Origin of the sequence: Pseudomonas sp. QLc11A (assembly GCF_052112305.1) — a bacterium.
In the GTDB taxonomy this organism is placed as follows: Bacteria; Pseudomonadota; Gammaproteobacteria; order Pseudomonadales; family Pseudomonadaceae; genus Aquipseudomonas; species Aquipseudomonas laurylsulfatiphila.
Window position 1 is genome coordinate 145223 of sequence record NZ_JAVAJJ010000016.1, and the last position, 23951, is coordinate 169173.

The following is a 23951-nucleotide window of genomic DNA, read 5'->3' on the forward strand; positions in this document are numbered from 1 at the left end:
CGCTCGGCCGATTCCCTAGAATCGGCCTCCATCAGCTTCGCCCAACTATCCAGTCCTTCAGGGAGCAACACCATGATGAATGCCATGCAGATGCAAATGCCGATGAACGCCACCATGCCAATGATGCCGATGATGGGCATGCCGATGATGATGGCGACCATGTCCTGCGACATGATGGACGACGGGATGATGTGCAAGATGATGCCGGCCGCTGGCATGGACATGGCCATGTTCAAGAACAGCGCTGAAATGATGCAGATGATGATGAACTGCGGCATGCCGATGATGATGCACTGCGGCAACATGAGCATGATGTGCATGTCCCGGGCGAGCATGGCCATGCCGATGATGAACATGATGATGCCAATGCCGATGATGGGCATGCCGATGCCGTCGATGAAGTGCGTGATGGAATGCACCATGATGGCTGACGGCATGATGTGCAAAATCATGCCGATGGCCGGCATGAACATGGACATGTTGAAAAACTGCTGCGAGCTGATGATGAAAATGATGAACGACTGCAGCATGCCGATGATGATGAGCTGCAACGGCATGCCGCTGATGTGCTGCACCTGCTGATCCCTGCACTGTACCTGTAACTGTAGGAGCGAGCTTGCTCGCGATGGACGTCAACGATGACGCGGGTTTTCTGAAAAAACGCGTCAGCCTTGAGCCCATCGCGAGCAGGCTCGCTCCTACAAGGTCGTTTCAGTCCAGGCGTTCCGGGTAGGTCACCACAAGATAAGCCACCGCTTCACTGTCGGCGGGGTTGCGATAGCGGTGGGGCTGGTCGGCATAAAACAGGATCGAATCCCCCGTGGACAGCAGGTAACGCTCGTCGTTGACGCTGATTTCCAGCACACCCTGCGCCACCACCAGGTTTTCCTGGACGCCTGGGCCATGGCCCTGCGAATGGTCCTCTCCCAACGGGCTCAGGCGCAGCTCGTAGAATTCCGATTGGCGCGCCACGTCAAAGGGGAACAGAGCGCGGCTGACAAAAGCGCCGTTGGCACTGACCAGGCGTTTGCTCTGGCTCGCCGACAGCACGGCCACACCTTCGAAGGCCCGATGCTCCAGAAACGCAGCCACCGATACCTTCAAGCCTTTGGCGATTTTGCACAGCACCTTGATGGACGGCACACTGCGCCCCGATTCGATTTGCGCCAGCATGGCACGGCTCACGCCGCACTGTCGGGCCAGGGCATCGAGGGACAGATGGCGCTTGCCCCGCAGGCGCAGCAGGTTTTGAGCTACCCGTTCGCAGATCGGGTCCTCTTCAGGGGCATCCGGATTGTTCAGGTCCAGCACAGGCTCGCCCGCGCTTATCAGAAAGCGCGAGGGTTCGTGCGCGTTCACGCCTGACGTGTCTCGGTAGACCGAGACGCCTGAACCCACTGGAATGCCTGAAATCCGGCGTTGCGTGCGTACATCTCCCACATGGCCCGTGCCCGTTGCTGAGCTTGTTTGCGTTTGCGGTAGCTGGCGAAATCGATGAGGTTGTCAGTCGGATTCATGGGGCACTTCACTGTGGTGATGAATGACGGGATGACTGGAGAGTACGCTTCTACTTTTATAACGATAAATACTTAATTTTTATTTGTTAATTCCTTTTTGTTCTTTGTGCGGGTGGTTTCACAAGGGGCCGTGCCCACGCGGAAACTGTAGGAGCCAGCCTGCTGGCGATGGACTCCAATGCGCCGCGTTCATCCAGTTCACCCGCGTTATCGTTAACGACCATCGCTGGCAAGCCAGCTCCCACAAGGGGCCATGCCCACCGGGAAATTGTAGGAGCCAGCTTGCTGGCGATGGACTCCAATGCGCCGCGTTCATCCAGTTCACCCGCGTTATCGTTAACGACCATCGCTGGCAAGCCAGCTCCCACAAGGGAACGTGCCCACGCGGAAACTGTAGGAGCCAGCCTGCTGGCGATGGACTCCAGTGCACCGCGTTTATCCAGTTCGCCCGCGTTATCGTTAACGACCATCGCCAGCAAGCTGGCTCCTACAAGGGGCCATGCCCACGCGGAAACTGTAGGAGCCAGCCTGCTGGCGATGGACTCCAGTGCACCGCGTTTATCCGGTTCACACGCGTTATCGTTAACGACCATCGCTGGCAGGCCAGCTCCCACAAGGGAACGTGCCCACGCAGAAAATGAAGTGACCTCCAAGCCAGTGAAAGCCTTCAAAACAACATGAAAAAACCCGGCTGATCAGGCCGGGTTTTTTGTTGGGCGTTGTGGTGCGGCGATTAGTTATGCCGCACGATTCTGGATCAGACGATCCGAACCACCTTCAGCAACGCGGTTCTGCAGCAGTTTGTCGGAGCCACCTTCAGCGACGCGGTTCTGCAGCAGTTTGTCGGAGCCACCTTCAGCAACGCGGTTCTGCAGCAGTTTGTCGGAGCCACCTTCAGCGACGCGGTTCTGCAGCAGTTTGTCGGAACCACCTTCAGCAACGCGGTTCTCCATCAACTTGTCGGAGCCATCGGCGGCGACGCGGTTTTCGATCAGACGATCCGAGCCGCCTTCAGCGACCACAGGTTGAGCAGAAGTTGCGGCGAAAGCGTTAACTGCGAAAACCGAGAAAGCGATGCTGAGGAGGGTCTGGCGTTTCATGATCGTGTGCTCCGGGGTGCTTATGGGTTGGTATGGAGCAGATGTTACGCCGTGGATTTTTTATGAGAACTTCATTGAGTTGATGGTGACTATTGATGCAGTCAATGGATGATTCGGTGCCCCCTTGTGGGAGCGGGCAAGCCCGCTCCCACAGGTTTTTGCAGTGGCCACAGTGGGCGGGGGGTTAGCGGGAAATGAGGCCATGATCGATGGCGTATTTGACCAGCGCCGCCGGTTTGTCGATGTTGAGCTTGCGCCGGATGCTCAGGCGGTGTGTCTCCACCGTGCGCACGCTGATGTCCAGCTCCCGGGCCATTTCCTTGTTGTTCAGCCCTTGCGCCATCTTCGACAGCACCTGGCTTTCCCTCGGGGTCAGTTCGTTGTCGGTGTTCCTGTCGGCGATCAGTCGTTGGGCGATGTCGGCGCTGTAGAAGGTCCCGCCGCTGGTGATGGCTTCGATGGCGGCGATGATTTCCCGTGACGGGGCGTTTTTCAGCACGTAGCCGCTGGCGCCGGAGCGCACCGATTCACTGACGTATTCGTAATTGTCGTACATGCTCAGCACCAGCACCTTGAGCGACGGGTACTGGCTGCGCAGCACGCGGGTCAGTTCCAGGCCGTTCATGTCCGGCAGGCTGATGTCGACCAGCAGCAGGTCCGGCTGGCAGCGCCCGACCATGTCGATGGCGTCGGCGCCGTTTTCCGCTTCGCCGACCATTTCCAGGGGCGACATCACGGCCAGCAGCGCCTTGATGCCGTCACGCACCAGGGAGTGATCGTCGACCAGGGCGATGCGGATCGGGGAGGGCAGGTTCATCGCAGCTATTCACTCTTGTAGTGGTGGGGCCGGCTCAGCGTTTTGCGCCGGGTTTCATCGGCAGTCGTACGTCCAGCTCACTTCTGCCCGGCATCGAGATCAAATCGAAGCGCCCGCCATAATGTTCGACGCGCTCGCGGATGTTACGCAAGCCAATGCCGGCATGACGACGTTCGACCTGGGCGACATTGAAACCGATGCCGTCATCGACCAGCGTCAGCCGCACGGACTCGTCGCAGCCGCGCAGTGTAATGGACACGTGCTTCGCCTGGGCGTGGCGTTCGATATTGGTCAGGCCTTCCTGGACGATGCGAAACAGCGACACCGCCGCGCCGTCGACCAGTTGGCAGTCGAATTCATTTTCGTTGTAGGTCACGGTCAGCCCGCTGCGCTGCTCGAATTCCGCGGCCAATTGACCGATGGCCGCCGGCAGGCCGAGGGTGTCGAGCAAGGATGAGCGCAGGTCATGGGAGAGGCTGCGGACTTCACCGATGGCATCGCCCAGGCGTTCGGTGGCGTCCTTCAGGGTGTTCAGGCCCTTGTCCTGGGCTTGTCCGCTTTCCAGCAGATGGCTGGCCAGTTCGAACTGGAACTTGATCGAGACCAACACCTGGCTGACGCCGTCGTGCAACTCGCGGGACACCCGGGATCGCTCCTCTTCCTGCAGGCTGACGATGCGCTGGGTCAGGCGCTGCAGTTTCTTGTCCGCCAGGCGATGCTCGCTGACGTTGAGGGTCATGCCCGTGGCGAAGACAAACAGCACCGCGACCAGTGCGACCACGGCAATCGCCATCATGGTCTTGCGGATGCCCATGGCCACTTCGGCACGGGCCTGCTGGGTGGCGCGCTCGACGTCTTCGAGGTAGATGCCGGTGCCGAGCATCCAGCCCCAGCGGTCGAGCATCACCACGTAGGCGAGCTTGTCGGTCACCTGGCCGGAGGAGGGCTTGTTCCAGGCATAGCGTTGAAAGCCTTCACCCGATTGCGCGCTTTTGAGCAACTCCTGAATCACCGGCAGGCCATGGGGATCCTTCATGTCCCACAGGTACTGGCCCACCAGGTCCGACTGGCGCGCATGCATCAGGCTGCGGCCTTCGTGGTCGTAGACGAAGAAGTAGCCGTTGATGCCGAAGCTGAGCTTGCGCAGTTCCTCCAGCACTTGCTGCTGGGCACGGGCGTCGCCATGGCCGTCGTCGTACAGCGGGGCGATCAGGCTCTGGGCCATTTCCACGTAGTTTTTCAGTTCCGCGCGTTTGCTCGCCAGAATGCTGTCTTCGATCAGTTGCGCCTGTTGATCGCCCAATTGGCGGTTGAGGGAAATCACCAGCGCGCAGATGACGGCAATGGCCAGCACCAGCGGCAGAATCCCGAGGGCGACGATCTTGTGTTTGAGCTGCATGTTGACTCCTGCCCGCGCGAAGGCTGGGGATCATATGCCAAAGATACACAGCATTGTTGGACGCAATGACCATTGGCGGGTGAGGTCATTCAGTTGGAATATTGAACCTGTGGGAGCGGGCTTGCCCGCGATGAGGCCATAACATTCAACATCTATGTCGACCGTCAGGCCGCCATCGCGGGCAAGCCCGCTCCCACAGGGGATCTATGGCGTCTACGTAGAACTACGTAGACGCCACGTACGTAGTAACGCGGATTTATTTGTGGACGGCATGCGCAGATATTGGGCCAGCTCCGCACCGCGGACACAATTATAAAAATTACCGCCGCAGTCACTGGCTGTCGGCAGGAGACACGCTATGCCCCGTCTGGCTAAACACCTCGCCTGGTTTGCCGTGGCTGTCCTGGGAGCGATTGCGCTGAGTGTCGTGGCCCTGCGCCGCGGCGAAGCGATCAACGCCCTGTGGATCGTAGTCGCAGCCGTCGCCATCTACCTCGTTGCCTACCGCTACTACAGCCTGTTCATCGCCAACAAAGTGATGCAGCTCGACCCCACTCGGGCCACGCCGGCTGTGCTCAATAACGATGGTCTGGACTATGTTCCGACCAACAAACACGTGCTGTTCGGTCACCACTTCGCGGCCATTGCCGGTGCCGGTCCGCTGGTCGGTCCGGTACTGGCGGCGCAGATGGGCTACCTGCCCGGCACCCTGTGGCTGATCGCCGGCGTGGTGCTGGCCGGTGCCGTGCAGGACTTCATGGTCCTGTTCATGTCCACCCGCCGCAACGGCCGCTCCCTGGGCGACATGGTCCGTGAAGAAATGGGCCGCATCCCCGGCACCATCGCGCTGTTCGGTTGCTTCCTGATCATGATCATCATCCTCGCGGTGCTGGCGCTGATCGTGGTCAAGGCCCTGGCCGAGAGCCCTTGGGGGATCTTCACGGTGATGGCGACCATCCCGATCGCGATGTTCATGGGCATCTACATGCGCTACATCCGCCCGGGCCGCATCGGTGAGATCTCGGTGATCGGCGTGCTGTTGCTGCTCGGTTCGATCTGGCTCGGCGGGCAGATTGCCGCGGATCCGGTGTGGGCCAAGGCCTTTACCTTCACCGGTATCCAGATCACCTGGATGCTGATCGGCTACGGTTTCGTTGCCGCGGTGTTGCCGGTGTGGCTGATCCTGGCACCCCGTGACTACCTGTCGACCTTCCTGAAAATCGGCACCATCGTGGCCCTGGCCATCGGCATCCTGGTGACCATGCCCGAGCTGAAAATGCCGGCCCTGACCCAGTTCATCGACGGCACTGGCCCGGTCTGGAAGGGCGGCCTGTTCCCGTTCCTGTTCATCACCATCGCCTGTGGCGCGGTCTCGGGTTTCCATGCGCTGATCGCTTCGGGCACCACGCCGAAGTTGCTCGCCAATGAGGGGCATGCCCGTTACATCGGTTACGGCGGCATGCTGATGGAATCCTTCGTGGCGATCATGGCCATGGTCGCGGCGTCGGTAATCGATCCGGGCGTGTACTTCGCCATGAACAGCCCGGCGGCCGTGGTCGGCGCCGATGCAGTGGCCGTTGCGCAAACTGTCAGCAGCTGGGGCTTTGCGATCACGCCGGAAGCCCTGCAAGCGGTGGCCCATGACATTGGTGAAACCACCATCCTGGCCCGTGCCGGTGGTGCGCCGACCCTGGCGGTGGGGATCGCGCAGATCCTGCACCAGCTGTTGCCGGGCGAGAACACCATGGCGTTCTGGTACCACTTCGCGATCCTGTTCGAAGCGCTGTTCATCCTGACCGCAGTCGACGCCGGCACCCGGGCCGGGCGCTTCATGCTTCAGGATCTGCTCGGTTCGTTCGTGCCGGCCCTGCGCCGCACCGAATCCTGGACCGCCAACCTGATCGCCACCGCCGGTTGCGTGGCCATGTGGGGGTATCTGCTGTACCAGGGCGTGATCGATCCGCTGGGTGGCATCAACACCTTGTGGCCGTTGTTCGGTATCTCCAACCAGATGCTGGCCGGTATCGCGCTGATGCTCGGCACCGTGGTGCTGATCAAGATGAAGCGCCAGCGTTATGCCTGGGTCACCTTGCTGCCGGCTGTGTGGTTGCTGATCTGCACCACCACCGCCGGCTTCATCAAACTGTTCGATGCCAACCCGGCGATCGGCTTCCTCGCCCTGGCGAAGAAATACAGCGATGCCCTGGCCAATGGTCAGGTACTGGCCCCGGCCAAGAGCATCGAGCAGATGCAGCACGTGATCTTCAACGCCTACACCAACGCCACGCTGACCGCGCTGTTCCTGTTCGTGGTGTTCAGCATCCTGTTCTTCGCGCTCAAGGTCGGTATTGCCGCCTGGGGCAACAAAGAGCGTACGGATAAAGAAGCGCCATTCCAGGCGTTGCCGAATGCATAGGCGAGGAGGGCAGCATGTTCAATGACCTGAGTCGCCTGGGCAAATACCTCGGTCAGGCCGCGCGCCTGATGGTCGGCATGCCCGACTACGACAACTACGTCGAGCACATGCAGACCAAGCACCCGGACAAACCGCTGATGGACTACGAGGCGTTCTTCCGCGAGCGCCAGGAAGCCCGTTACGGCAGTAAAGCCGGACCCAAGTGCTGTTGAGTGAACAATAAAAAACCGGCTGAAAGGCCGGTTTTTTATTGCCTGGAGCAAAGTCTCGAGTGATTGAGGCCGCGCGGCGATCCGAATCGTCGCCGCCCCTCTTGCCCCGGGTCAGTCATGGGGCCTTGTCATTCTTTCGCCCGTGAGGCTGATGATCCGGCTTGGCGATCTTGAGCGCCCGGTCGGCGACCTTGGCGTTATGCACCAGGCGACCGAGCACGGCGACAACGATGATCGCCAGCAATACCCAGATGACAATGGCTTTGAGGTACATGGCGAAACCTCTCGCGGCAAACAATCCTTCCAGTTGCCAACGTCCTTGTAGCAAATGGTGTTAATCCATTGTGGCAGGTGTTGATGATCTTGCATCGCGTGACTGATTTGCACTGTTTGTCAGTTATCTCCCCTGGATGAAGCGACAGTTTCCCGGACCGGTACTTTAATGGATGGTCTGGAGCGACTGATCGCGGGGCTGTCATAGCCTTAAGGCTATGGATCCCATACCGAAAAGCTATTTCATCAATCGGTGATCCGGATCCACGCTCAAGGATGGTTAGCTGAAAACAAAATCAAGAGGAGATGCCATGTCAACTGAATCGAAATGCCCGTTCAATCACGCCGCTGGCGGTGGCACGACGAACCGCGACTGGTGGCCGAACCAACTGAATCTGAAGATCCTGAGTCAACACTCGCCCAAGTCTGACCCGTTGGGGGGCGACTTCAACTACGCCGAAGCCTTCAAGAGCCTTGACTTCCAGGCGCTGAAAAAAGACCTGACTGCGCTGATGACCGACTCCCAGGACTGGTGGCCGGCGGACTTCGGTCACTATGGGCCTCTCTTTATCCGCATGTCCTGGCACGCCGCAGGCACCTATCGCACCGGTGACGGCCGGGGCGGCGCCGGTTCCGGCCAGCAACGCTTTGCACCGCTCAACAGCTGGCCGGACAACGTCAGCCTCGACAAGGCCCGCCGGCTGCTCTGGCCGATCAAGCAAAAGTACGGCAACAAGATCTCCTGGGCCGACCTGATCGTCCTCACCGGTAACGTCGCCCTGGAATCCATGGGCTTCAAGACGTTTGGTTTTTCCGGTGGACGCGCGGATGTCTGGGAACCGGACGAAGACGTTTACTGGGGTTCTGAAAGCAAATGGCTGGGCGGTGACACGCGTTACGGAAAAGAAGACAAACCGGCGCAGAAACCCGGCGATGTGCCCTTGGTGGCTGAGCCCGGAAGAAACGAGGACAGCCGTACCGACAATGGCCGCAATCTGGAAAACCCCCTCGCCGCGGTGCAGATGGGCCTGATCTATGTGAACCCGGAAGGCCCGGAAGGCGAACCGGACCCGGTCGCCTCGGCCAAGGACATCCGCGAAACCTTCGGCCGCATGGCGATGAACGACGAGGAAACCGTGGCGTTGATCGCCGGTGGCCACGCCTTCGGCAAGACCCACGGCGCCGGGCCTGCCGACAACGTCGGGGCGGAACCGGAAGCCGCCGGCCTTGAGCTGCAAGGCCTGGGCTGGAAGAGCACATTCGGCACCGGCAAAGGGGCCGATGCCATCACCAGCGGCCTGGAAGTGACCTGGACCACTACGCCCACCAAATGGAGCAACAACTACCTGGAAAACCTGTTCGGTTTCGACTGGGAACTGACCAAGAGCCCGGCCGGCGCCCATCAGTGGAAACCGAAGAACGGTGCCGGTGCCGGGATCATTCCGGATGCCTTTGATCCGTCCAAACGTCGTGATCCGACCATGCTGACCTCGGACCTGGCCCTGCGTTTCGACCCGATCTACGAACCGATCGCGCGGCGCTTCCTGGCCAACCCCGATCAACTGGCCGATGCCTTCGCGCGCGCCTGGTACAAACTCATTCACCGTGACATGGGCCCGCTCTCGCGCTACCTCGGCCCGGAAATGCCGGGCGAGGAACTGCTGTGGCAAGACCCGATCCCTGCTGTCGATCATCCGCTGGTCAATGACAGCGATGTGGCGGGCCTGAAAAGCAAGGTGCTGGCGTCCGGCCTGTCGGTCTCGCAGCTGGTATCGACGGCGTGGGCCGCCGCGTCCAGCTTCCGTGGCTCCGACAAACGTGGCGGTGCCAACGGCGGGCGCCTACGTCTGGCGCCGCAGAAGTCCTGGCCGGCCAACCAGCCGGAGCAACTGGCCAATGTGCTGGCCAAACTTGAAGGCATCCAGAAGGAGTTCAACAGCGGCGGCAAGAAAATCTCCCTGGCCGACCTGATCGTGCTCGCCGGTGGCGCGGGTGTCGAACAGGCGGCAAAAAACGCCGGCCACAGTGTGACGGTGCCGTTCAGCCCGGGTCGCACGGACGCCAGCCAGGAACAGACCGATGTCGAGTCTTTCGGTTTCCTTGAACCGATTGCCGACGGCTTCCGTAACTACCTGAAAACCCAGTACCGCGTGCCCGCCGAATCCTTGCTGATCGACAAGGCACAACTGCTGACGCTCAGCGCACCGGAAATGACGGTACTGCTGGGCGGCCTGCGGGTGTTGAACACCAACGTCGGCCAGAGTAAACACGGTGTGTTCACCCAACGGCCGGAAGCGCTGACCAATGACTTCTTCACCAACCTGCTGGACATGGGCGTGGAGTGGAAGCCGGTGTCGGATGCCCAGCAGGCGTTCGAAGGGCGTGACCGCAAAACCGGTGCGGTGAAGTGGACGGGCACCCGGGTTGACCTGGTCTTCGGTTCGAACGCGCAGCTGCGTGCGCTGGCCGAAGTCTATGCCAGCGCCGATGCGCAGCAGAAGTTCGTCAAGGACTTCGTGGCTGCGTGGACCAAAGTGATGAACCTGGATCGTTTCGACTTAAACCGCACTGTCTAGAGGAGATGTTGTCATAACGCTGGCATTACCGGCAAAAAGTGCCTCGGCTCGCCCTCCGGCTCCGACATCAGCGGAGGGCATCCAGCGACCATAAACCTTGGCGATCATGGTCCAGTCTTTGTGGCCAAGTTGCTTGGCTACCCACATTGGATTCTCGCCGGCAGATAGCATCATCGAGGCATAGGTGTGGCGACTCTGATAGGGTCGCCGCCACCTAACACCTGACTTCTTCATCGCCGGCATCCAGATGACCCGGTAAATGTATCCGGCATGCTTCCAGGGCTCTCCGGTGATTGTATTGAGAAACACCCTGCCGCCAGCCAGGAAGGTCAACTCTTTCTGCTTGAGCAACGCTTCTCGCGCCGGAGCCAGTAACTTCACGGTGCGCCTTCCTGCTAACGTCTTGGTCGACTCTGGCTCTTTCGCAGCCCGCGTCTTGGCCCTGACGATCCTTATCTCCCCCGCGATCCAGTCGATATCCCCCCATTCCAAGGCGATCAGTTCGCTGGGTCGAAGACCTGTCCAGAAAGAGAACTGCAATTGCGGCTACGTATCGCCCCTGGCTGCAGCTAATATCGCCAATTGCTCCTCGCGGTTGAATGGGTCAACGTCATCTTCCTCCTTTAGCTGTTCACGATTCTTGTATGCCCACCCAGAAAGCGGGTTGCTCTCCAAAATTTCATCCTCAACTGCGTCGTTAAGTGCAGAGCGAAAGCAGCTCTGAACATTCATCAGCGTCTTGTTGACCACCTTATAGGTCGACATCTTTTCTCTGATGATCTTTTTTGACAGCTCATTAAGAGGCAGGTCGCCGAACATCGGTTTGAGGGTTGCGCGGATTGTCGTTTCGTAGAACGCGACCGTGCTTGATTTGAGTGTCGGAGTTTTCCGCTCCAGCCATTCTGTCAGGTAATCCCCAATGGTTTGTCTGGCATCGGTGCGCTTGAATGCGTCGGCGCGCTTCGACTTCGGGAACGTTGCGGCATAATCGAAAGTCCCGTTCGCGATCGAATACTCAATCGCAGTCTTGTGCTGCTCGGCCTTTTTCAGGTTAGCGGCGGTGGGCTTGAGCGCGATGCGCTCACGGCACCTGACGCCCTGGTATTGGAAAGTGATTTCGATACTACTTGCAGATGCGGCGCGGACGCCTCCCCCATCTCGACCCATGAGTAATATCCCTCTACGTCTATTAAAATTCTGCCGTCTGGCGCTTTCCGCCAAACAAGATGTTTCGGCCATTTGCCGTCGCGGATTTTGGTTCTGATGGCGTCGGGGGTATAGCCCGACTCCCGAGAGAACTGCTCTACGGTCTTGTATCTGACCATGTGCATGCTCCATGCCGCGTATGGCGACAGAAGGTGGTGGATTAGATGGCCATCTCGGCCTGAGTTTCTCGCTGCCAGATCGGCGAACTGTTGTGTGATTCGATGCGTTCGGCGATGACGTTGGCGCGCTGGCCGGCGGTGGGCGGGGCATACATGCCGAAGCGGCTGATGCTGCCGCCATTCACCGCGGCGTTCGTGGAGTCAGCCGAGGCGAATGGCAAGTGCTGGAAGATCGCTGGGTCAAGCATTCGTAGGCCGTGCAGGCGACACGCGGGGCGGCCCTGGTCGTCGCATATTGCGTCCATTGCTGAGCTAATCCGTTTCCACCATGCTGGCGTTCCCGGGCTTGCCCACTGACCTGAACTGCCGATAGCCACCGTCTGCCAGTCGTCAGCCAGGCGCGTCAGGCGCTCAAGCGATTCGTGCAGATGCCAGACCGGCACGCCGCGCAATTCCGTCGGCCAGACTGCCAGAAGTGCATCGTTCGCTATTTCATCTCCGTCAATAACATCGGGGATCAGCGCCCAGTCAAAGCCCGGGTGTCGATGCCACTGTTCGACCCAGCGGGTGTACCCATCGACATCCAGCGTGCCGCCTTTCTTCCAGACCGAAAACGCGCCGTTGTCGAAGACGAACGACTGGCAGACATCGGCGACAATGCCCATGTCGTCCTGGCGCGGGAACGGTACAAGCGCATGCCGGCCAGCAAGGAACCGGGCGCCGTCTTGCCGCGTGCCGCCAATTGGCGTGCCGTGATAAGCGATCATCCGCTGAGCCTCACTGTCTCAATCTCGACGCCCTGATGCGTGGCAATGATCGTTTGATCGCCGCCGATGTCCTCGGCCAGGCGGTCGGCGATCTGTTCGTGCCAGCCTTTCTTGAAGACCGCGGTTGCGGCCTTGATGTGTTCGACTCGGATCATCGCCGGAGACCTAACTTCCAGCCGGTAGATGATCAATTCGCCGTCCGACGGGCAGACAGCTGCGAACGAATGTCTGTAAATATTCACGCGCAGTCCTCGCCCGCCGTTCACCGGCAGGCTGTATGTGGATTAGTGGGTTACGCTGGAATGCAGGCAACGTGAGAACGCAAACGGTCTCTCATCATGGATGGATCAAGATGAAACTGATTTTGATAGTGCTTGTTGTTGGTCTGTTGGCTTGGAAGTTTTCCCCTGAATTACAGTCCTGGGCTGAGGCTCGGCTATCGAGTACCCAAAGAACCTCTACGGTCGTGACTGCGCCGAAGTCTGTTTCGGCTCCAGTCAAATGCGATGGGCGCAAATATTGCTCGCAGATGACCTCGTGCGCAGAGGCCAAAAACTTTCTGCAAAATTGCCCAGGAATGGAAATGGACGGAGACAACGATGGGATACCGTGTGAGTCGCAATGGTGTCGATGACCGTTCACCGGCAGGCTGGTAGGTGGAAGAGGGGTTAGGCTTTCTCTCCGCGCCCGGTAAACCACTCACAGGCCTCCACCATCCGAGGATCGTCGTACCAGTGCTCAATGATTCTGTTGCAGTCGCGGTCGCGGAAGAATGTCGGGCCGAGGTAGTGATGCCACTCCATGAACACATGAGTGCCGTCACGTAGTGGCAGGCGATAGAACGGACTTACGCACACAATGGCGTCGCCAAACCTAATACAGGTCATCACCGCGGCCCCTTGTAGCAGTACACGTAGGCGAACCAGGCGAAGGCGATCACGCCGCCACCTCCTTTTTCATCCACTCCTTGTAATCGCCGGCGTACTCCCAGCAATACGTCGCCGGCCATGCGCCGCGTGTTCTGGGCTCGACGAAGTGATACCAAGAGCCGCCCGGACGCGGCGTTGTCTTGCACCAGACGTGCTCGGCGCCGCCGAGGAACCAAACTGGGTACTGCTTCACGGCCTCGGTCATAAACTCGGTCAGGTCGTGATGGCCTTTGCTCATGACGATGTAGGTGTCAGAGCCGACGCTTTCGACCTCGAGCGGATACCTTTCTTCAGGCATGACGATTCCTTGCCGCTATAGCGGCTGACGTTTGAGAGAGACATAAAGGAAGAGGGTATGATTGAATTGAGTATTCGGTACCAGATTATAATTTCCCATAAAGGTTTTTTATGAGCTGCAAGGATGAGTCTCTTTTTCACTATAGCGACATAGGCGCCATCGCCTCGATAATAAAAAATAAAAAGCTATGGCTGACGAATATTGGGTTTTTGAATGATTATGAGGAAATGGTCGAGGGCGTTCGGTGCATTCTTAATCAATCTAAAAAATACGATTTTTCAGAATGTTCATATATCGCTGAAAACTTTTCTAAAGGTTTCTTAATGGGGGTGCTTGGGTCGCTCAGCGCAGATATGGATAGCTTTATATTTACCTGCTCTTTCAGTAGGGCTTCAAATCTTTTAAGTCAATGGAGAGGCTACGGGAATTTTGCCGTAGAATTTTCTAGAAAATCTATCGAAATAGAGCACTCATTGGTTGAGTGCGTTTATACGCAAGTTAAGAAGAATAGAGTGGCGAAACAATTGATAGGTGAGGTTGTTGGTGAATTTCGCAACTGGAATCAAGAAAGTTATGGTGAGTATCAATATGATCCCGCTATTGCAAAGTTAAGAATTGGTGCAGCGGCGTTCAAAAATAGGCACTTTGAAGCAGAGCACGAGGTTCGACTAATAGTCTCAGGGGCAGATGTGAAGTCTTCAGTGCTTCATAGGTCTCGCGGGAATTATCTTGTTCCGTACATTGAGCTTCCTATTGGCTCTGAAAGTATATCTGCGATTCATATTGGTCCCATTGCGGATCAGTCATTAGCAGAGCGATCTTTGAAATCGTTGTTGAGATCTTGCGACATGGGACACATACCAATATACAAATCTAATATTCCATATCGCGCCTAATGATATACACCCGAGGTGAGACAGTTAGGGCCGGATTTTTTCTGTGGGCATGGGGCGTCCTATGCCGGGTCATGCCCGGGTGGTGGAGGGGGGGGAAGTGACGAGCGGTCTGCCACAACTAATTACGCATCTTGCCTTTCAAGCTTCTTTGCCGGAGTAGCATTAGCAATCGCCGGAGTTCCCGGCTTCCAGAAATTGGTGGGGTGGCACTGATGTATCGATTACTCGAAGACTTGCTCTTGCAACTGCTAGTCGACCAAGTAATAACGCAACTGAGCCATCTAATCGCATGGCTCAACACGATGTCGTGGCAGCTGTGGTTTGTGTAAATCAGGCAGCTTCTGCTTCGCAATCAGTGACACGCCAAGGGTCATTGGCCTGGGCCAGAGCAGCCATTGGCGGCGGGCTAACGCTGTTCCCGCACATGTGCACCTGCTGGGTCTTGGTGAATGGCTTGCCGTCGGCGCCGTGGCTGATGATGTAGTCGGCAGGGAAGCCCTGAGCCTTGTACAGCTCGGCTGGTTGCAGCATTCGCAAGCAGATGTCGACGATAACGTAGGGCGTGCCCTTTATCGTGACGGTGACCAGACCCAGCCGATCCTTGGTCGTGATCGTCGGTGCTGGCTCGCCGGCGCCGCTCACGTTCTCGGTGCCGTAGTAGCTGATCAAAAATGCCGCGACGCGCAGGGCTCCGGCTTCAACCTCTGGCGAAAGCTGGAACTCGACCAGCGAACTCTTGCCGCCACCACCGGCGGTGATGGTTGGCGCGGGTTCGTTCATAGCTTGGCCAACGCTGGCTCCGAACTGGCGTTCCATGAATGCTGTGACGACTCCGTGGTGGGTTCCTCCGGCACTGATCGTATGCAGTGGATCGGTGGTGTCGCGGGCATCACAGTTGCCGCGCATGTGCACCAGGTTGGCGGTCACCAGCTGCTGCTGGCTGCCGGTATTGGTCACAGTGGTCATCGGGTCACTGATGCTCTTGGCGTCGGTGGTGTTGAAGCCGCCGTTCATCTGGGCCATGAACACCGTCGAGATACCCATCGCGTGTGCGGCCCCGGCCGGACGCTGGTAGTTGCCGCCGCTGGTGATGGTTGGCAGCGGCTCGTCGAGCGACTTGCCTTCGTCAGCAAATCGGAATTTTACCAGGTGTGCCGCGGCGATCGCAGTGTCTGCCTTCGTCGTGATCGTGTAGAAAGGCTCGCTGCCTGGCCGAGGTTCTGTTTGTCCTGCTCGTCCACCGACACCAACCATCACCGGGCTGATGAGCGTCAGCTCGCCGCGATTGGCGCAGGTTACCGTCGGCAGCGGGGCGTCCGGGTCGTTGATGCGATCGCTACCCTGATGCGTTGCTGGCGCGATGATCGGGCTGGCCATGGCGAACGAGCCGCCGCGTGGCCAAGAGGTCACGGTGCGCAACGGGTCATGTGCTGACAGCACACTTTCGCCGGACCAGTTTGCGATCGGCACAATGAACGGGTCAGCGGCATCGATGACGAACTTCTTCATCCCCTTTGCGATCCGGCGCAGCGTGGCAGGTGCCAGCGGTTTTGGCCGGTCGAAGATGCTTTTGCTCGGGATCGTCCAGTCGATGCACTCGGCGGCAGTGCGCCACTTCTGCTGGCCCTTCACGGGGTGCTTCGCGTGAGTGGGTGCTGGCCAGACTATCGGCTGACCGTCGCAGCGGGCAATCATGAACAGACGTTCGCGGCTGGTAGGTGCGCCGTAGTCGCAGGCCCTCAGCACTCGCCATTCAACGACGTAGCCCAGGTGCTGCAGCTCGGCAACGAAAACGGCCCAGGTCTGCACGCGGCGTTTCGGGTCAGGCACCAGGAACTGCTGGTGGACCGGTACCACTTCGCCTGGTGCAGCAACACCGCCGCCCAATTTCACGACGCGGCCGGTGGTCTTACAGCGCTTGGCGATGAGCGGCCCCCACTGAAGGGTCTGTTTCACGTTTTCCAGGCTGATGACGCGGGGCTTTTTCTTTCCTGCCCACTTCAGGCCGATCCACGATAGATTTCGAATCTCACGCTTGCGCGGCTGACCACCGGCGGCCTGGCTGTGATGCGTGCAGTCCGGCGACATGTGGAACCAGCCAACGGCCTGTCCGTCACACTCGGTGTCCGGGTCACCATCGAACACGTCGGTCGTGAAATGCACTGCGCCCGGGTGATTCACAGTGTGCATGCTGATCGCGCTGGCGCTGTGGTTCTTGGCGATATTCACCGCGCGACCTAGGCCCATTTCTAGTCCGATACCGGCACCGCCACCTCCGCAGAAGAAATCGACTACGATTTCATCATCCTGAGTGCTTAAGCCAAGTCCATATTGAGTTTTGAAATCGAAGGGGTGTTTCTTCTGTTGTGCGGACATAGACTTATCCTCGCGTTGTATTGCAACGTGATTTTTTGAAAAGGAGATTCGTAAATGGGTGTATTCAGCGATGCACAGGCGCAGCTTTCCGAATTGCTCGGAGTGGCTCAGCCACTGGATAGCGGAAATGGGGTTCGATTCAGGACAGGATCGACAGGGTTCGCCACCCTTTACTCTCGCAACCTCGCTTCAGGAAATTTGGCAGAGATTGCGTTCGAAGTTAAAAATCTAGCCGCAAAAGCTGAGCAGTCAGAAAACTCAATGGCTTCACTTGTTGAAAGGCTGCGTCTTGAAACCGGTCAACCGGTAAACATTGATCCTCAACACAAATGGCCGAGAGTCGGGCTATCGAAGAAGGAGCATGTGGATATCGTGATCTCTGCTATTTCTTCCATCCTCCACAAAGAACGCTAAAGGACCAGACGTTTCGCCGGCTGGCGTAATTCGTTGAAGTGGGGTATTTGTAGGAAAAACCGAAGGCGGCAGGTATGGCGGGTGTTGCGGGTTTAAAGATGGTGGATTGTCATAACAACACAATTGATTTCCAGTCTTCCGGCTTCGAAACCGGAATAGACATGAAGGATAGTCATGGCAATATTTTCGTAGGCGAGACGGTTCTCGATACGCGCCAGACGTCCAATAAAAAAACAGGAAGAAATAGTCCTTGCCCATGCGGGTCAGGGATTAAATTCAAACGCTGCCACGGCTACGGGGGTAATATGTCTACTGGAATTCGATCCGACAACAGCACATTTACAGTAGGAAAAGCCACCATTGTTGCCGATACCGGAGTCGACTTAAAAAACGGTAGTAATGGGCATATCAATGAACTGAATCACATATCGCCAACAACCCAAAATCTTGCTGAGGTGTTAAAAAACCTACCTGCACAGCCCCCCGTCGAACTTGTGCAAGATGCTATTACCCGTCAAAAATCGACTGGAACAATTGAAGGCTCAGAACTCAGAACTTGGTTTGATAAACAGGGCATAAACCTGGCTTTCTGGTCCCAATTAGCGGTTGCTATTGCTGCAATGGTCTAAATATTGCCATTTTGGGTGACCGGCATGGAGCCGGATCAAGGAGAGCGATGTGGATTCTGCAGTAGCAGGGCTGATAGGTGCGGCGATCGGCGCAGGCGGCTCAGTGGTAACGGTTTGGATTCAAGCGCATTACCAAGCCAAGAGAGAGCGCGCCAAAGCTGTTTTGGACTTCGCTATACGCCATAGAAGTGAGGCTTTTGAGTACGCAGACAAAATTGCCGGACCGGTGGCTGTCACACCATTGGCGGCCCACGTGCATTACCAACAGGGGCTCCTCAATCTGATCGAGACAAACTCTCTCACAGCTGAGTCGCTGGAGAAGCTGCATCTTGAAAATGATGCGATCTCCCAGTCTATTCAGGATGCGAAACAGGCACGGGTAGTGAAAAAAGTCATGGATAAACACAACAACCGTTAATTGGTCCCACTCTCCGTGACCGGATGCGGCAGCGGGCAGTGATTATTCGTCGTTACAGATGCGCAGGGCTTCGCGGTTGTAGGCTAGCTCCAACTTTCGCGACACGTTTTCGGGGATCTCATAAACGTGTCGCGACATGCTGGCGAAGCGGGCGGACTCATCGGCAGACGCTGCAGCAAGATTGATCAGGAGTGTCGACATCGTCTCCTGCCATTCCTCGAAGTCGTGGCGCTCGCCCAGTGCCTGGTAGCCACAACTCAGCAATCTGGCGCCGCCCTCCGTCACCGGATGCGAAAATGGGTTTGAAATTTGGTGATGCGGCAGAGTGATGGCTCTATGATCGCCATCCCCTTATGCATGGAGCGCAACAGATGCGGCTTTTGCTGGTTTCAACGATTGCTTTACTCATCGCCGGCTGCTCCGGCCTGGGAGTCGTGCCCATGGGTCGAGACACCTACATGATCGCGAAGGAGGGGAGCTTCACGACCTTTAGCGGAGGAGCTGTAAAGGCTGAGCTATATCAAGAGGCCAATGCTTTTTGTGAGAGTAAAGACAAGCAGCTGATGCCTGTAAAAGATGCATTCAGGGATTCTGGTTACGGTCGCTATACCAATGCCGAGTTGCAGTTTCGGTGCCTTAATGAAAACGATCCAGAGTTGCGCCGATCGACCATCAATCAAGATGGAGTAGTCCTCCGCGGCCGGATGCAACAAATATAGGCGAGCCATCCGGTTGAAGGGGTAACCCGCTGTATCGAACGGGTTACCTATTTTTCATTTTGGATCGAAGGTGCCGAGTGTCAGCATTGGCGAGATTGTGTTGAAAAAGTCGACCATGGTTTGCGCATCCGAAAAGTACGCGTCCGAGATTGAAATCTTTACTTTTGGCAGAGGCTTCCGGACTCGGATTTCACGTAGCAGCGTGCGAAAAAGGCGTTTTCACGAGTAAATGATCAGGCAGTTTGGGTAGACCGACTTTTTCAACAGAATCGCGATGCGCCGCCGTTCAGTTCTTCAAGGAACTCGACGGTATCTGTTGCAATTGGCATTGCGGTTACCTCGGTTGGGCGCCGCCCTCCGTGGCCGGATGCGACAGTGGGGTAGTTGAAAGTGCGTCACAAAACTGGTTTGGTTCGTTGAAGTGGGGTATTTGTGTTCGGCCCGGCATGGAGCCGGACCAAGGAGGCCTATCAGGCTTTGGACACTCTTCGTGCTGCAGCGCCCCGAGAACTACCCTCCGAGTACTACCGGTTGCTGGAATACAGCAATGGTGGGGAGGGCCCGCTTCCCGACCCTCTCTTTAATTTTTGTCTTGATCCAGCTGAAACAGCCTCGGATTTTGAGCAAATAGGCATGTTTGCGAAAACTGCTCCTGGTCTATTTGTTTTTGGAGGCGATGGCGGTGGTCAGCTGTTTGCTTTGAACCTGCGGGTGGCCGCTCCTTGGCCGATAGTTACCTTCGATGGTGTAGACCCAGACGGGAGCATGCAGACGGTGGCAAACAGCTTTGCTGAATTCATGGCGTTGATCGGTTAGGCGCCGCCCTCCGTGACCGGATGCGACAGTGGCAATTTGGGTTGTGGTGGGGTATTACGAGTGACCGGCATGGAGCCGGATCAAGGAGAAGCAGATGGCAGAAGACACGAAGAACTTCGCAGCATGGATGAGGGCAGCCGACATCCAGTCCTCAGTCACGCGTTGTGCGGATGTATTCAACTCCGGAGTTTTCAACGCGGGCAGCAGCGCGGGAGTAATGTTCGAGTCAGCGGTAACGCTTGTGTTGGTCCATCTCAATGACCTGTTGCAGAAAGCCAAACTAGATGGACAAAGAATAAATTTCGATGACGACATGGAAGTCACTGAAAGCATGACCGATGTCACTGATCTCGTTAGAGCGTGTAGAAATGCTGCGTGTCACGTTACGAGTGGGGAACACAAGATTGACGCGGGGAAATTTACTTTCTGCGTAGCTTCAGGGTATGGGCCTCGGGCCTTTGTTATCAATGATCAAGAAATGGGATGCGATTACGCTGATGACATCGCCGTTTATTACGGAAAAAACCGCGTATATCTGAAAAGGCATTTGCTGCGGAGCTTTGAGTTGGTCGCGCAAATTTACCGAAATGAGGGCAGCTGGTAGCAGTGCACTTTCTTCGCCTGCCACGATAGCGGTCGGCATTAACCTCGAGGCGCCACCCTCCATGACTGGATGCGACAGTTGGGGGGGGGTATTCGTCGTGACAAATGCGCAGGGCTTCGCGGTTGTAGGCGAGCTCAAGTTTGCGCGACACGTTTTCGCTGATCGTGATTTCGTGTCGCGGCGGGGTCAGCAGAGGCGCGGACTTTTGAGGCCCTAATGCATGAAGATGATGAATCATCAGCGTGATGGCCTCGCCCTGTTCCTCGATGCCGCTCCAGGCCATCAGTTCAGCCAGGGCTTGGCGCGTGCCAGGCAGGCAGTGCAGCCTTAGTTCCTCTTCGCCGCGACTCTTCTTCTTTGCCGCGGCTTTCGCTGACCGTTCCGCGTTGCTCTTGGCCATGGCCTGCCTCTTCAATTCCGTGGGCCGGTAGATCCAGCCATGTCTGTCGTCGGCGCTGGCGCACCTGGTTGTTGATTCGTTTCATGCTGCGACCTTCACCTGATGCCAGGCGCCGGCGGCGTAGAACAGCTTGGCGGCCTGAGCCTCTTCGAGCGAAACCTCTGCAGGGATGGCGACCCATCCGGATGCAACCAGGTGATTCGGGTTGCAGCTGTTTCGCAGCTCCAGGTAGTAATGCTCGATGGCATCCGTTAGGCGCGCCACTTTGTAGGTTCCCTCCGGCGATATCTCCACTGACTTCACGTACTCGACGCCGCGCTCGTCTCGACACATGGCGCTGATGTAGATCGTCCAGCGATAGGCGAAGTCGAAAATCGCGTTGGCGATCGCCAGACTCCGGATCTGTCGGCAGCTCTTCCAGTTCGCCATGATCTGCGCGCCGCTGGGGTCGATGTTCACCACAGCGACGTGATTGGTTCGCAGAAGTGCCCGGCAGCTTCGTTCAGCCCGGGCAAAACCGTTGTTGGGATTGCGCTTGCTCATAGAGAGTCCGCCATTTTGCGAAGAGCCTGGCGCTCGGTCCGACTCGGAGACCCGCCTGCACTTCGGTGCGGTGTGGTCGGCCAATCCAGCCGAAGAGGATTCAATCTACGGCAAGTACACCCCGTGCGGCGAATACGTCGTGAGCGTGGCTGCCGATCGCGCCGAGCATTTCGAGGAAGGGAAGGACTACTACTTCGATATCTCACCAGCTTTTTGAGTCCACTGTAGCCAGGGCAGCCTCACGGAAGGCCTGGACACTGATAAGCCGGCAAGTGCAGTGCTACGGATCAACACCGGCAGCCCGCGCACCCTGACCTCACATGCTTGCAGGGTGGCTTGAGAGTGGATCAGCGAGATCGATGCAATGGGGCGTCGACGCTGGGAAGGTCTTTGGCGGACAGCTCGGAAAGATCACGCACCTTTTCAAGGCCTCAACATTCGTTGGGCTTTTGTATTCCCCTGATTTGTTGTTTAGTAGTTCCTCACCCAATGAGGAGATTTGAGTGTCAAATGCCAACGGCTACACCATCAGCCAGAAAGAAGACGGTAAGTGGTATGTTTACGACCAGAGTGGAAATGAGAAAGGTGGTCCTCACAATTCCTTCGACGAGGCAAATGACGAAGCCCTCAAACTTCCAAAGTGCCCGGAGCTGCCTGTAACCCCTCCGAACCAAGTACCTCCCGAGAAGCCTCAGCAACCGGTCAAGCCAAAAAGGCCGCGGCCAGCCCCGTCTTACGACGGCCCAGGCAGTTAAAGCTAGCAATTAAGCCTCTGCTTACTTAAGCGGAGGCGGAATAAAAAAGCCTCGACTAGCTCGGGGCTTTCTCATTTTCGGCTCCACCACACCCATCGCTCTGAGCTGGGAGTGATGCTGGGGCCGGATATACTTCGCTCCCCGAAAGGGAGGGACATCCGGATGCCAAACATGCCAGACAAACCAGAAACCTGGCTCATCGTGCTTGCATCGCTGAGTCAGCATTCGCCAACTCTTTATGCTGCTGGTCTTTCTGCCCTAATGGCCGGCATCAGGATCATCTACGGCGGGGGGACTCGTCGTCAGGACACTGCTCGAGGCGGCGATCTGCACACTGATCACCATTGGGCTGATCCCGGTCCTCGAATACTTCGGGCTACCTCAGAACCTTGCGACAGCCGCCGGTGTGTTCATTGGCTTCCAGGGAGTAAAGAAGCTGGCCGACATTGCAGATCGGATTGCCGAGATTAGATTCCCCACCCGTGGGGCTGGTCAGTAGTCCGCTGCCGGCCTGCCTCAGGGCTTGGTCGTATCTCTCCTGCACGGGCACGCTCAGGTGCAGACCAACATCATGGTGAAGTGAACTGTTCAATGCTGTGGATTCATCTTTCAGTACCAGCTACTTTGAGATTTCACGCAAGGAGTTCGAACATGGCAGATAAATATGTTGGGAGAATAGTTGGGGTTGGCACGGATAACTTGGACTACGTGATTAACATCTATCAGGACGAGACCATTGAGCGCTCTTCAAGCGGCATGGTTCGACATGAGGGTCTGAAGCATTTCGAAATGCAATCTGGTGGTGACGTGAAAAAGATTTCTGAGACTGAGTACGAGATTGTGGCTACGGGAGTGAGGGTGACCGTGCATGATGCTCAAAGCTAAGAAAGTCGGTCTGTCATGTGAGCACTTAAATGAGAGTGCCGCATGAACGGCGCGGTCGGGTATGACGTGGAGTGGCGCAAGGACAACGGCAACTGGATCAAGCTGCAGCGCACCGGGATGACCAGTGTCGACGTGGTCGGTATCTATGCTGGCGCCTATGTGGCCCGCGTTCGTGCCGTGAGTGCTTTCGACATTTCGTCGATCTGGCGCAACTCAATCCTGACCAACCTCAAGGGCAAAGCGGGTCTGCCGCCGGCGGTGTCCTTTCTGACCGCGACACCGTTGTTATTCGGCATTGGCCTCAAGTGGGGTTTCCCGGCTGGCGGCGTATGGAAGGTGCAGGACTGGCGTTACGGCAAGCAGCTCGCCGAGCAGGCGGGCCTGTATCAGGACGACCTCATTACCATCAGCAACGCGGCCGCGACCCAGATTCGCGCCGATCAGGACAAGCGGCTGGTACTCGAGCAGCGCCTGTCGGCCAGTGAACAAATCCACTACAAGGAACTGAGCGATGCTCAAACGAAACAGGCTCGCCTGCGCGAACACCTTGCCACTGCTGATCTGCGGTTGTCAGGCCTCCTCGATACCACGGATTCAGCCAGTGGCAGTTCAGTGCCAGCCGCTACCGGCGCCGGCGGCGTGGTTCATGGAGGAACGCGGCCCGACTTGACCCAGCGCATGCTCAACGAGTTATCGGAATCACCGGCACCGGTGACCAAGGACTGATAGCGCTGGCGGCATGTCAAGCCTATGTACGAGAAGTATCACGCAGATAGGGTGGGGAAGGGGTTGAGAACCAGAAATGCAAAGCCCCGAAGATTCTCGGCTTCGGGGCTTCTAGTTTCGTCGCGACTTCGTGACTACTAT

28 protein-coding genes and 4 pseudogenes are annotated in these 23951 nt (G+C 57.4%); 16 read left to right on the plus strand and 16 right to left on the minus strand.

Features of this window, described 5'->3' with window-relative positions; genetic code table 11:
• Positions 1 to 72: 72 nt before the first annotated feature.
• On the plus strand, positions 73 to 582 hold the full coding sequence (locus Q8X48_RS22100) for a hypothetical protein (RefSeq protein WP_407801512.1): 510 nt from the start codon (positions 73 to 75) through the stop codon (positions 580 to 582).
• Positions 583 to 711: 129 nt separating this feature from the next.
• Here the strand turns inward: Q8X48_RS22100 and Q8X48_RS22105 are convergent, their stop codons facing one another.
• The 6 genes from Q8X48_RS22105 to Q8X48_RS22130 all read right to left on the minus strand — a co-directional run bounded on the left by Q8X48_RS22105 (position 712) and on the right by Q8X48_RS22130 (position 4833).
• On the minus strand, positions 712 to 1302 hold the full coding sequence (locus Q8X48_RS22105; protein WP_162130295.1) for a helix-turn-helix domain-containing protein: 591 nt from the start codon (positions 1300 to 1302) through the stop codon (positions 712 to 714).
• Between the two features lie 53 nt (positions 1303 to 1355).
• Positions 1356 to 1517 (minus strand): hypothetical protein, encoded by a 162-nt coding sequence (locus Q8X48_RS22110; RefSeq protein WP_407801513.1) that lies wholly within the window; start codon positions 1515 to 1517, stop codon positions 1356 to 1358.
• An 86-nt stretch (positions 1518 to 1603) separates the two neighbouring features.
• Positions 1604 to 2110 carry a hypothetical protein gene (locus Q8X48_RS22115; RefSeq protein WP_407802780.1) on the minus strand — a complete coding sequence of 169 codons (507 nt, stop codon included), beginning with the start codon at positions 2108 to 2110 and terminating at the stop codon, positions 1604 to 1606.
• A 144-nt stretch (positions 2111 to 2254) separates the two neighbouring features.
• Positions 2255 to 2617, minus strand: coding sequence for a hypothetical protein (locus Q8X48_RS22120; RefSeq protein ID WP_407801514.1), 363 nt, complete (start codon positions 2615 to 2617; stop codon positions 2255 to 2257).
• Between the two features lie 184 nt (positions 2618 to 2801).
• A complete protein-coding gene (locus tag Q8X48_RS22125; RefSeq protein ID WP_407801515.1) occupies positions 2802 to 3434 on the minus strand; it encodes a response regulator in 633 nt (210 codons plus the stop codon).
• A 34-nt stretch (positions 3435 to 3468) separates the two neighbouring features.
• Positions 3469 to 4833 (minus strand): cache domain-containing protein, encoded by a 1365-nt coding sequence (locus tag Q8X48_RS22130; protein WP_407801516.1) that lies wholly within the window; start codon positions 4831 to 4833, stop codon positions 3469 to 3471.
• A gap of 358 nt (positions 4834 to 5191) precedes the next feature.
• Between Q8X48_RS22130 and Q8X48_RS22135 the strand changes: the two genes are divergently transcribed.
• Positions 5192 to 7249 carry a carbon starvation CstA family protein gene (locus Q8X48_RS22135; RefSeq protein WP_095967472.1) on the plus strand — a complete coding sequence of 686 codons (2058 nt, stop codon included), beginning with the start codon at positions 5192 to 5194 and terminating at the stop codon, positions 7247 to 7249.
• 14 nt (positions 7250 to 7263) lie between these two features.
• On the plus strand, positions 7264 to 7461 hold the full coding sequence (locus Q8X48_RS22140) for a YbdD/YjiX family protein (protein WP_034150399.1): 198 nt from the start codon (positions 7264 to 7266) through the stop codon (positions 7459 to 7461).
• A 115-nt stretch (positions 7462 to 7576) separates the two neighbouring features.
• Here Q8X48_RS22140 and Q8X48_RS22145 read toward each other — a convergent pair whose 3' ends face one another.
• On the minus strand, positions 7577 to 7735 hold the full coding sequence (locus tag Q8X48_RS22145; protein WP_172435754.1) for a hypothetical protein: 159 nt from the start codon (positions 7733 to 7735) through the stop codon (positions 7577 to 7579).
• 310 nt (positions 7736 to 8045) lie between these two features.
• Here Q8X48_RS22145 and katG point away from each other — a divergent pair, with 310 nt between their 5' ends.
• Entirely contained in the window at positions 8046 to 10310 is a 2265-nt protein-coding gene (katG, locus tag Q8X48_RS22150; RefSeq protein ID WP_407801517.1) for a catalase/peroxidase HPI, read from the plus strand.
• Here katG and Q8X48_RS22155 read toward each other — a convergent pair.
• From Q8X48_RS22155 to Q8X48_RS22170, 4 genes are all read right to left on the minus strand, one after another.
• Positions 10293 to 10850, minus strand: a complete 558-nt coding sequence (locus Q8X48_RS22155) for a site-specific integrase (RefSeq protein WP_407801518.1) — start codon at positions 10848 to 10850, stop codon at positions 10293 to 10295. The genes katG and Q8X48_RS22155 overlap by 18 nt on opposite strands.
• A gap of 6 nt (positions 10851 to 10856) precedes the next feature.
• A complete protein-coding gene (locus tag Q8X48_RS22160; protein ID WP_407801519.1) occupies positions 10857 to 11477 on the minus strand; it encodes an Arm DNA-binding domain-containing protein in 621 nt (206 codons plus the stop codon).
• Positions 11478 to 11676: 199 nt separating this feature from the next.
• Positions 11677 to 12402: a hypothetical protein gene (locus tag Q8X48_RS22165; protein ID WP_407801520.1), complete on the minus strand. Its 726-nt coding sequence runs from the start codon at positions 12400 to 12402 to the stop codon at positions 11677 to 11679.
• Positions 12399 to 12644: a hypothetical protein gene (locus Q8X48_RS22170; protein WP_407801521.1), complete on the minus strand. Its 246-nt coding sequence runs from the start codon at positions 12642 to 12644 to the stop codon at positions 12399 to 12401. Before Q8X48_RS22170 ends, Q8X48_RS22165 begins: the two co-directional genes overlap by 4 nt.
• A gap of 110 nt (positions 12645 to 12754) precedes the next feature.
• Between Q8X48_RS22170 and Q8X48_RS22175 the strand changes: the two genes are divergently transcribed.
• Entirely contained in the window at positions 12755 to 13036 is a 282-nt protein-coding gene (locus tag Q8X48_RS22175) for an excalibur calcium-binding domain-containing protein (RefSeq protein WP_407801522.1), read from the plus strand.
• 34 nt (positions 13037 to 13070) lie between these two features.
• Here Q8X48_RS22175 and Q8X48_RS22180 read toward each other — a convergent pair whose 3' ends face one another.
• Positions 13071 to 13289: a hypothetical protein gene (locus Q8X48_RS22180; RefSeq protein WP_407801523.1), complete on the minus strand. Its 219-nt coding sequence runs from the start codon at positions 13287 to 13289 to the stop codon at positions 13071 to 13073.
• A gap of 49 nt (positions 13290 to 13338) precedes the next feature.
• On the minus strand, positions 13339 to 13629 hold the full coding sequence (locus Q8X48_RS22185; protein WP_407801524.1) for a hypothetical protein: 291 nt from the start codon (positions 13627 to 13629) through the stop codon (positions 13339 to 13341).
• Positions 13630 to 13739: 110 nt separating this feature from the next.
• On the opposite strand from Q8X48_RS22185, the gene Q8X48_RS22190 reads away from it, so the two are divergent.
• Complete coding sequence (locus Q8X48_RS22190; protein WP_407801525.1) at positions 13740 to 14525, plus strand: hypothetical protein; 786 nt, start codon at positions 13740 to 13742, stop codon at positions 14523 to 14525.
• A 330-nt stretch (positions 14526 to 14855) separates the two neighbouring features.
• On the opposite strand, the gene Q8X48_RS22195 is transcribed toward Q8X48_RS22190, so the two are convergent.
• Complete coding sequence (locus Q8X48_RS22195; RefSeq protein WP_407801526.1) at positions 14856 to 16901, minus strand: DNA cytosine methyltransferase; 2046 nt, start codon at positions 16899 to 16901, stop codon at positions 14856 to 14858.
• A 54-nt stretch (positions 16902 to 16955) separates the two neighbouring features.
• Between Q8X48_RS22195 and Q8X48_RS22200 the strand changes: the two genes are divergently transcribed.
• From Q8X48_RS22200 to Q8X48_RS22220, 5 genes are all read left to right on the plus strand, one after another.
• Complete coding sequence (locus Q8X48_RS22200) at positions 16956 to 17315, plus strand: hypothetical protein (RefSeq protein ID WP_102675196.1); 360 nt, start codon at positions 16956 to 16958, stop codon at positions 17313 to 17315.
• Between the two features lie 74 nt (positions 17316 to 17389).
• Entirely contained in the window at positions 17390 to 17944 is a 555-nt protein-coding gene (locus tag Q8X48_RS22205) for a YecA family protein (RefSeq protein ID WP_407801527.1), read from the plus strand.
• Positions 17945 to 17993: 49 nt separating this feature from the next.
• Positions 17994 to 18362 carry a hypothetical protein gene (locus Q8X48_RS22210; RefSeq protein ID WP_102675198.1) on the plus strand — a complete coding sequence of 123 codons (369 nt, stop codon included), beginning with the start codon at positions 17994 to 17996 and terminating at the stop codon, positions 18360 to 18362.
• A 371-nt stretch (positions 18363 to 18733) separates the two neighbouring features.
• Positions 18734 to 19081 (plus strand): hypothetical protein, encoded by a 348-nt coding sequence (locus Q8X48_RS22215; protein ID WP_102675200.1) that lies wholly within the window; start codon positions 18734 to 18736, stop codon positions 19079 to 19081.
• A 477-nt stretch (positions 19082 to 19558) separates the two neighbouring features.
• A complete protein-coding gene (locus Q8X48_RS22220) occupies positions 19559 to 19897 on the plus strand; it encodes an SMI1/KNR4 family protein (RefSeq protein ID WP_407801528.1) in 339 nt (112 codons plus the stop codon).
• Positions 19898 to 20592: 695 nt separating this feature from the next.
• On the opposite strand, the pseudogene Q8X48_RS22225 reads toward Q8X48_RS22220, so the two are convergent.
• Positions 20593 to 20901 (minus strand): annotated as a pseudogene (locus tag Q8X48_RS22225) (hypothetical protein); the annotation flags it as partial.
• A gap of 81 nt (positions 20902 to 20982) precedes the next feature.
• A complete protein-coding gene (locus Q8X48_RS22230) occupies positions 20983 to 21444 on the minus strand; it encodes a hypothetical protein (RefSeq protein WP_407801529.1) in 462 nt (153 codons plus the stop codon).
• Here Q8X48_RS22230 and Q8X48_RS22235 point away from each other — a divergent pair.
• The 5 genes and pseudogenes from Q8X48_RS22235 to Q8X48_RS22255 all read left to right on the plus strand — a co-directional run bounded on the left by Q8X48_RS22235 (position 21437) and on the right by Q8X48_RS22255 (position 23860).
• Entirely contained in the window at positions 21437 to 21661 is a 225-nt protein-coding gene (locus Q8X48_RS22235; RefSeq protein WP_102675204.1) for a hypothetical protein, read from the plus strand. The two genes, Q8X48_RS22230 and Q8X48_RS22235, sit on opposite strands and share 8 nt — an antisense overlap.
• A gap of 700 nt (positions 21662 to 22361) precedes the next feature.
• Positions 22362 to 22698 (plus strand): annotated as a pseudogene (locus Q8X48_RS22240) (phage holin, lambda family).
• A 152-nt stretch (positions 22699 to 22850) separates the two neighbouring features.
• Entirely contained in the window at positions 22851 to 23084 is a 234-nt protein-coding gene (locus tag Q8X48_RS22245) for a hypothetical protein (protein WP_102675205.1), read from the plus strand.
• A 48-nt stretch (positions 23085 to 23132) separates the two neighbouring features.
• Positions 23133 to 23408, plus strand: a pseudogene (locus Q8X48_RS22250) (hypothetical protein); the annotation flags it as partial.
• 12 nt (positions 23409 to 23420) lie between these two features.
• A pseudogene (locus Q8X48_RS22255) lies at positions 23421 to 23860 on the plus strand (lysis system i-spanin subunit Rz).
• Positions 23861 to 23951: the final 91 nt, after the last annotated feature.

Bases quoted from the DNA above. Each gene is read 5' to 3' on its own strand.
- Q8X48_RS22100 (WP_407801512.1), top strand. From the start codon at position 73: ATGATGAATGCCATGCAGATGCAAATGCCGATGAACGCCACCATGCCA.
- Q8X48_RS22110 (WP_407801513.1), bottom strand. From the start codon at position 1,517: ATGAATCCGACTGACAACCTCATCGATTTCGCCAGCTACCGCAAACGC.
- Q8X48_RS22115 (WP_407802780.1), bottom strand. From the start codon at position 2,110: ATGGTCGTTAACGATAACGCGTGTGAACCGGATAAACGCGGTGCACTG.
- Q8X48_RS22120 (WP_407801514.1), bottom strand. From the start codon at position 2,617: ATGAAACGCCAGACCCTCCTCAGCATCGCTTTCTCGGTTTTCGCAGTT.
- Q8X48_RS22125 (WP_407801515.1), bottom strand. From the start codon at position 3,434: ATGAACCTGCCCTCCCCGATCCGCATCGCCCTGGTCGACGATCACTCC.
- Q8X48_RS22130 (WP_407801516.1), bottom strand. From the start codon at position 4,833: ATGCAGCTCAAACACAAGATCGTCGCCCTCGGGATTCTGCCGCTGGTG.
- Q8X48_RS22135 (WP_095967472.1), top strand. From the start codon at position 5,192: ATGCCCCGTCTGGCTAAACACCTCGCCTGGTTTGCCGTGGCTGTCCTG.
- Q8X48_RS22140 (WP_034150399.1), top strand. From the start codon at position 7,264: ATGTTCAATGACCTGAGTCGCCTGGGCAAATACCTCGGTCAGGCCGCG.
- Q8X48_RS22145 (WP_172435754.1), bottom strand. From the start codon at position 7,735: ATGTACCTCAAAGCCATTGTCATCTGGGTATTGCTGGCGATCATCGTT.
- katG (WP_407801517.1), top strand. From the start codon at position 8,046: ATGTCAACTGAATCGAAATGCCCGTTCAATCACGCCGCTGGCGGTGGC.
- Q8X48_RS22160 (WP_407801519.1), bottom strand. From the start codon at position 11,477: ATGGGTCGAGATGGGGGAGGCGTCCGCGCCGCATCTGCAAGTAGTATC.
- Q8X48_RS22165 (WP_407801520.1), bottom strand. From the start codon at position 12,402: ATGATCGCTTATCACGGCACGCCAATTGGCGGCACGCGGCAAGACGGC.
- Q8X48_RS22175 (WP_407801522.1), top strand. From the start codon at position 12,755: ATGAAACTGATTTTGATAGTGCTTGTTGTTGGTCTGTTGGCTTGGAAG.
- Q8X48_RS22180 (WP_407801523.1), bottom strand. From the start codon at position 13,289: ATGACCTGTATTAGGTTTGGCGACGCCATTGTGTGCGTAAGTCCGTTC.
- Q8X48_RS22185 (WP_407801524.1), bottom strand. From the start codon at position 13,629: ATGCCTGAAGAAAGGTATCCGCTCGAGGTCGAAAGCGTCGGCTCTGAC.
- Q8X48_RS22190 (WP_407801525.1), top strand. From the start codon at position 13,740: ATGAGCTGCAAGGATGAGTCTCTTTTTCACTATAGCGACATAGGCGCC.
- Q8X48_RS22195 (WP_407801526.1), bottom strand. From the start codon at position 16,901: ATGTCCGCACAACAGAAGAAACACCCCTTCGATTTCAAAACTCAATAT.
- Q8X48_RS22200 (WP_102675196.1), top strand. From the start codon at position 16,956: ATGGGTGTATTCAGCGATGCACAGGCGCAGCTTTCCGAATTGCTCGGA.
- Q8X48_RS22205 (WP_407801527.1), top strand. From the start codon at position 17,390: ATGGCGGGTGTTGCGGGTTTAAAGATGGTGGATTGTCATAACAACACA.
- Q8X48_RS22215 (WP_102675200.1), top strand. From the start codon at position 18,734: ATGCGGCTTTTGCTGGTTTCAACGATTGCTTTACTCATCGCCGGCTGC.
- Q8X48_RS22230 (WP_407801529.1), bottom strand. From the start codon at position 21,444: ATGAGCAAGCGCAATCCCAACAACGGTTTTGCCCGGGCTGAACGAAGC.
- Q8X48_RS22245 (WP_102675205.1), top strand. From the start codon at position 22,851: ATGGCAGATAAATATGTTGGGAGAATAGTTGGGGTTGGCACGGATAAC.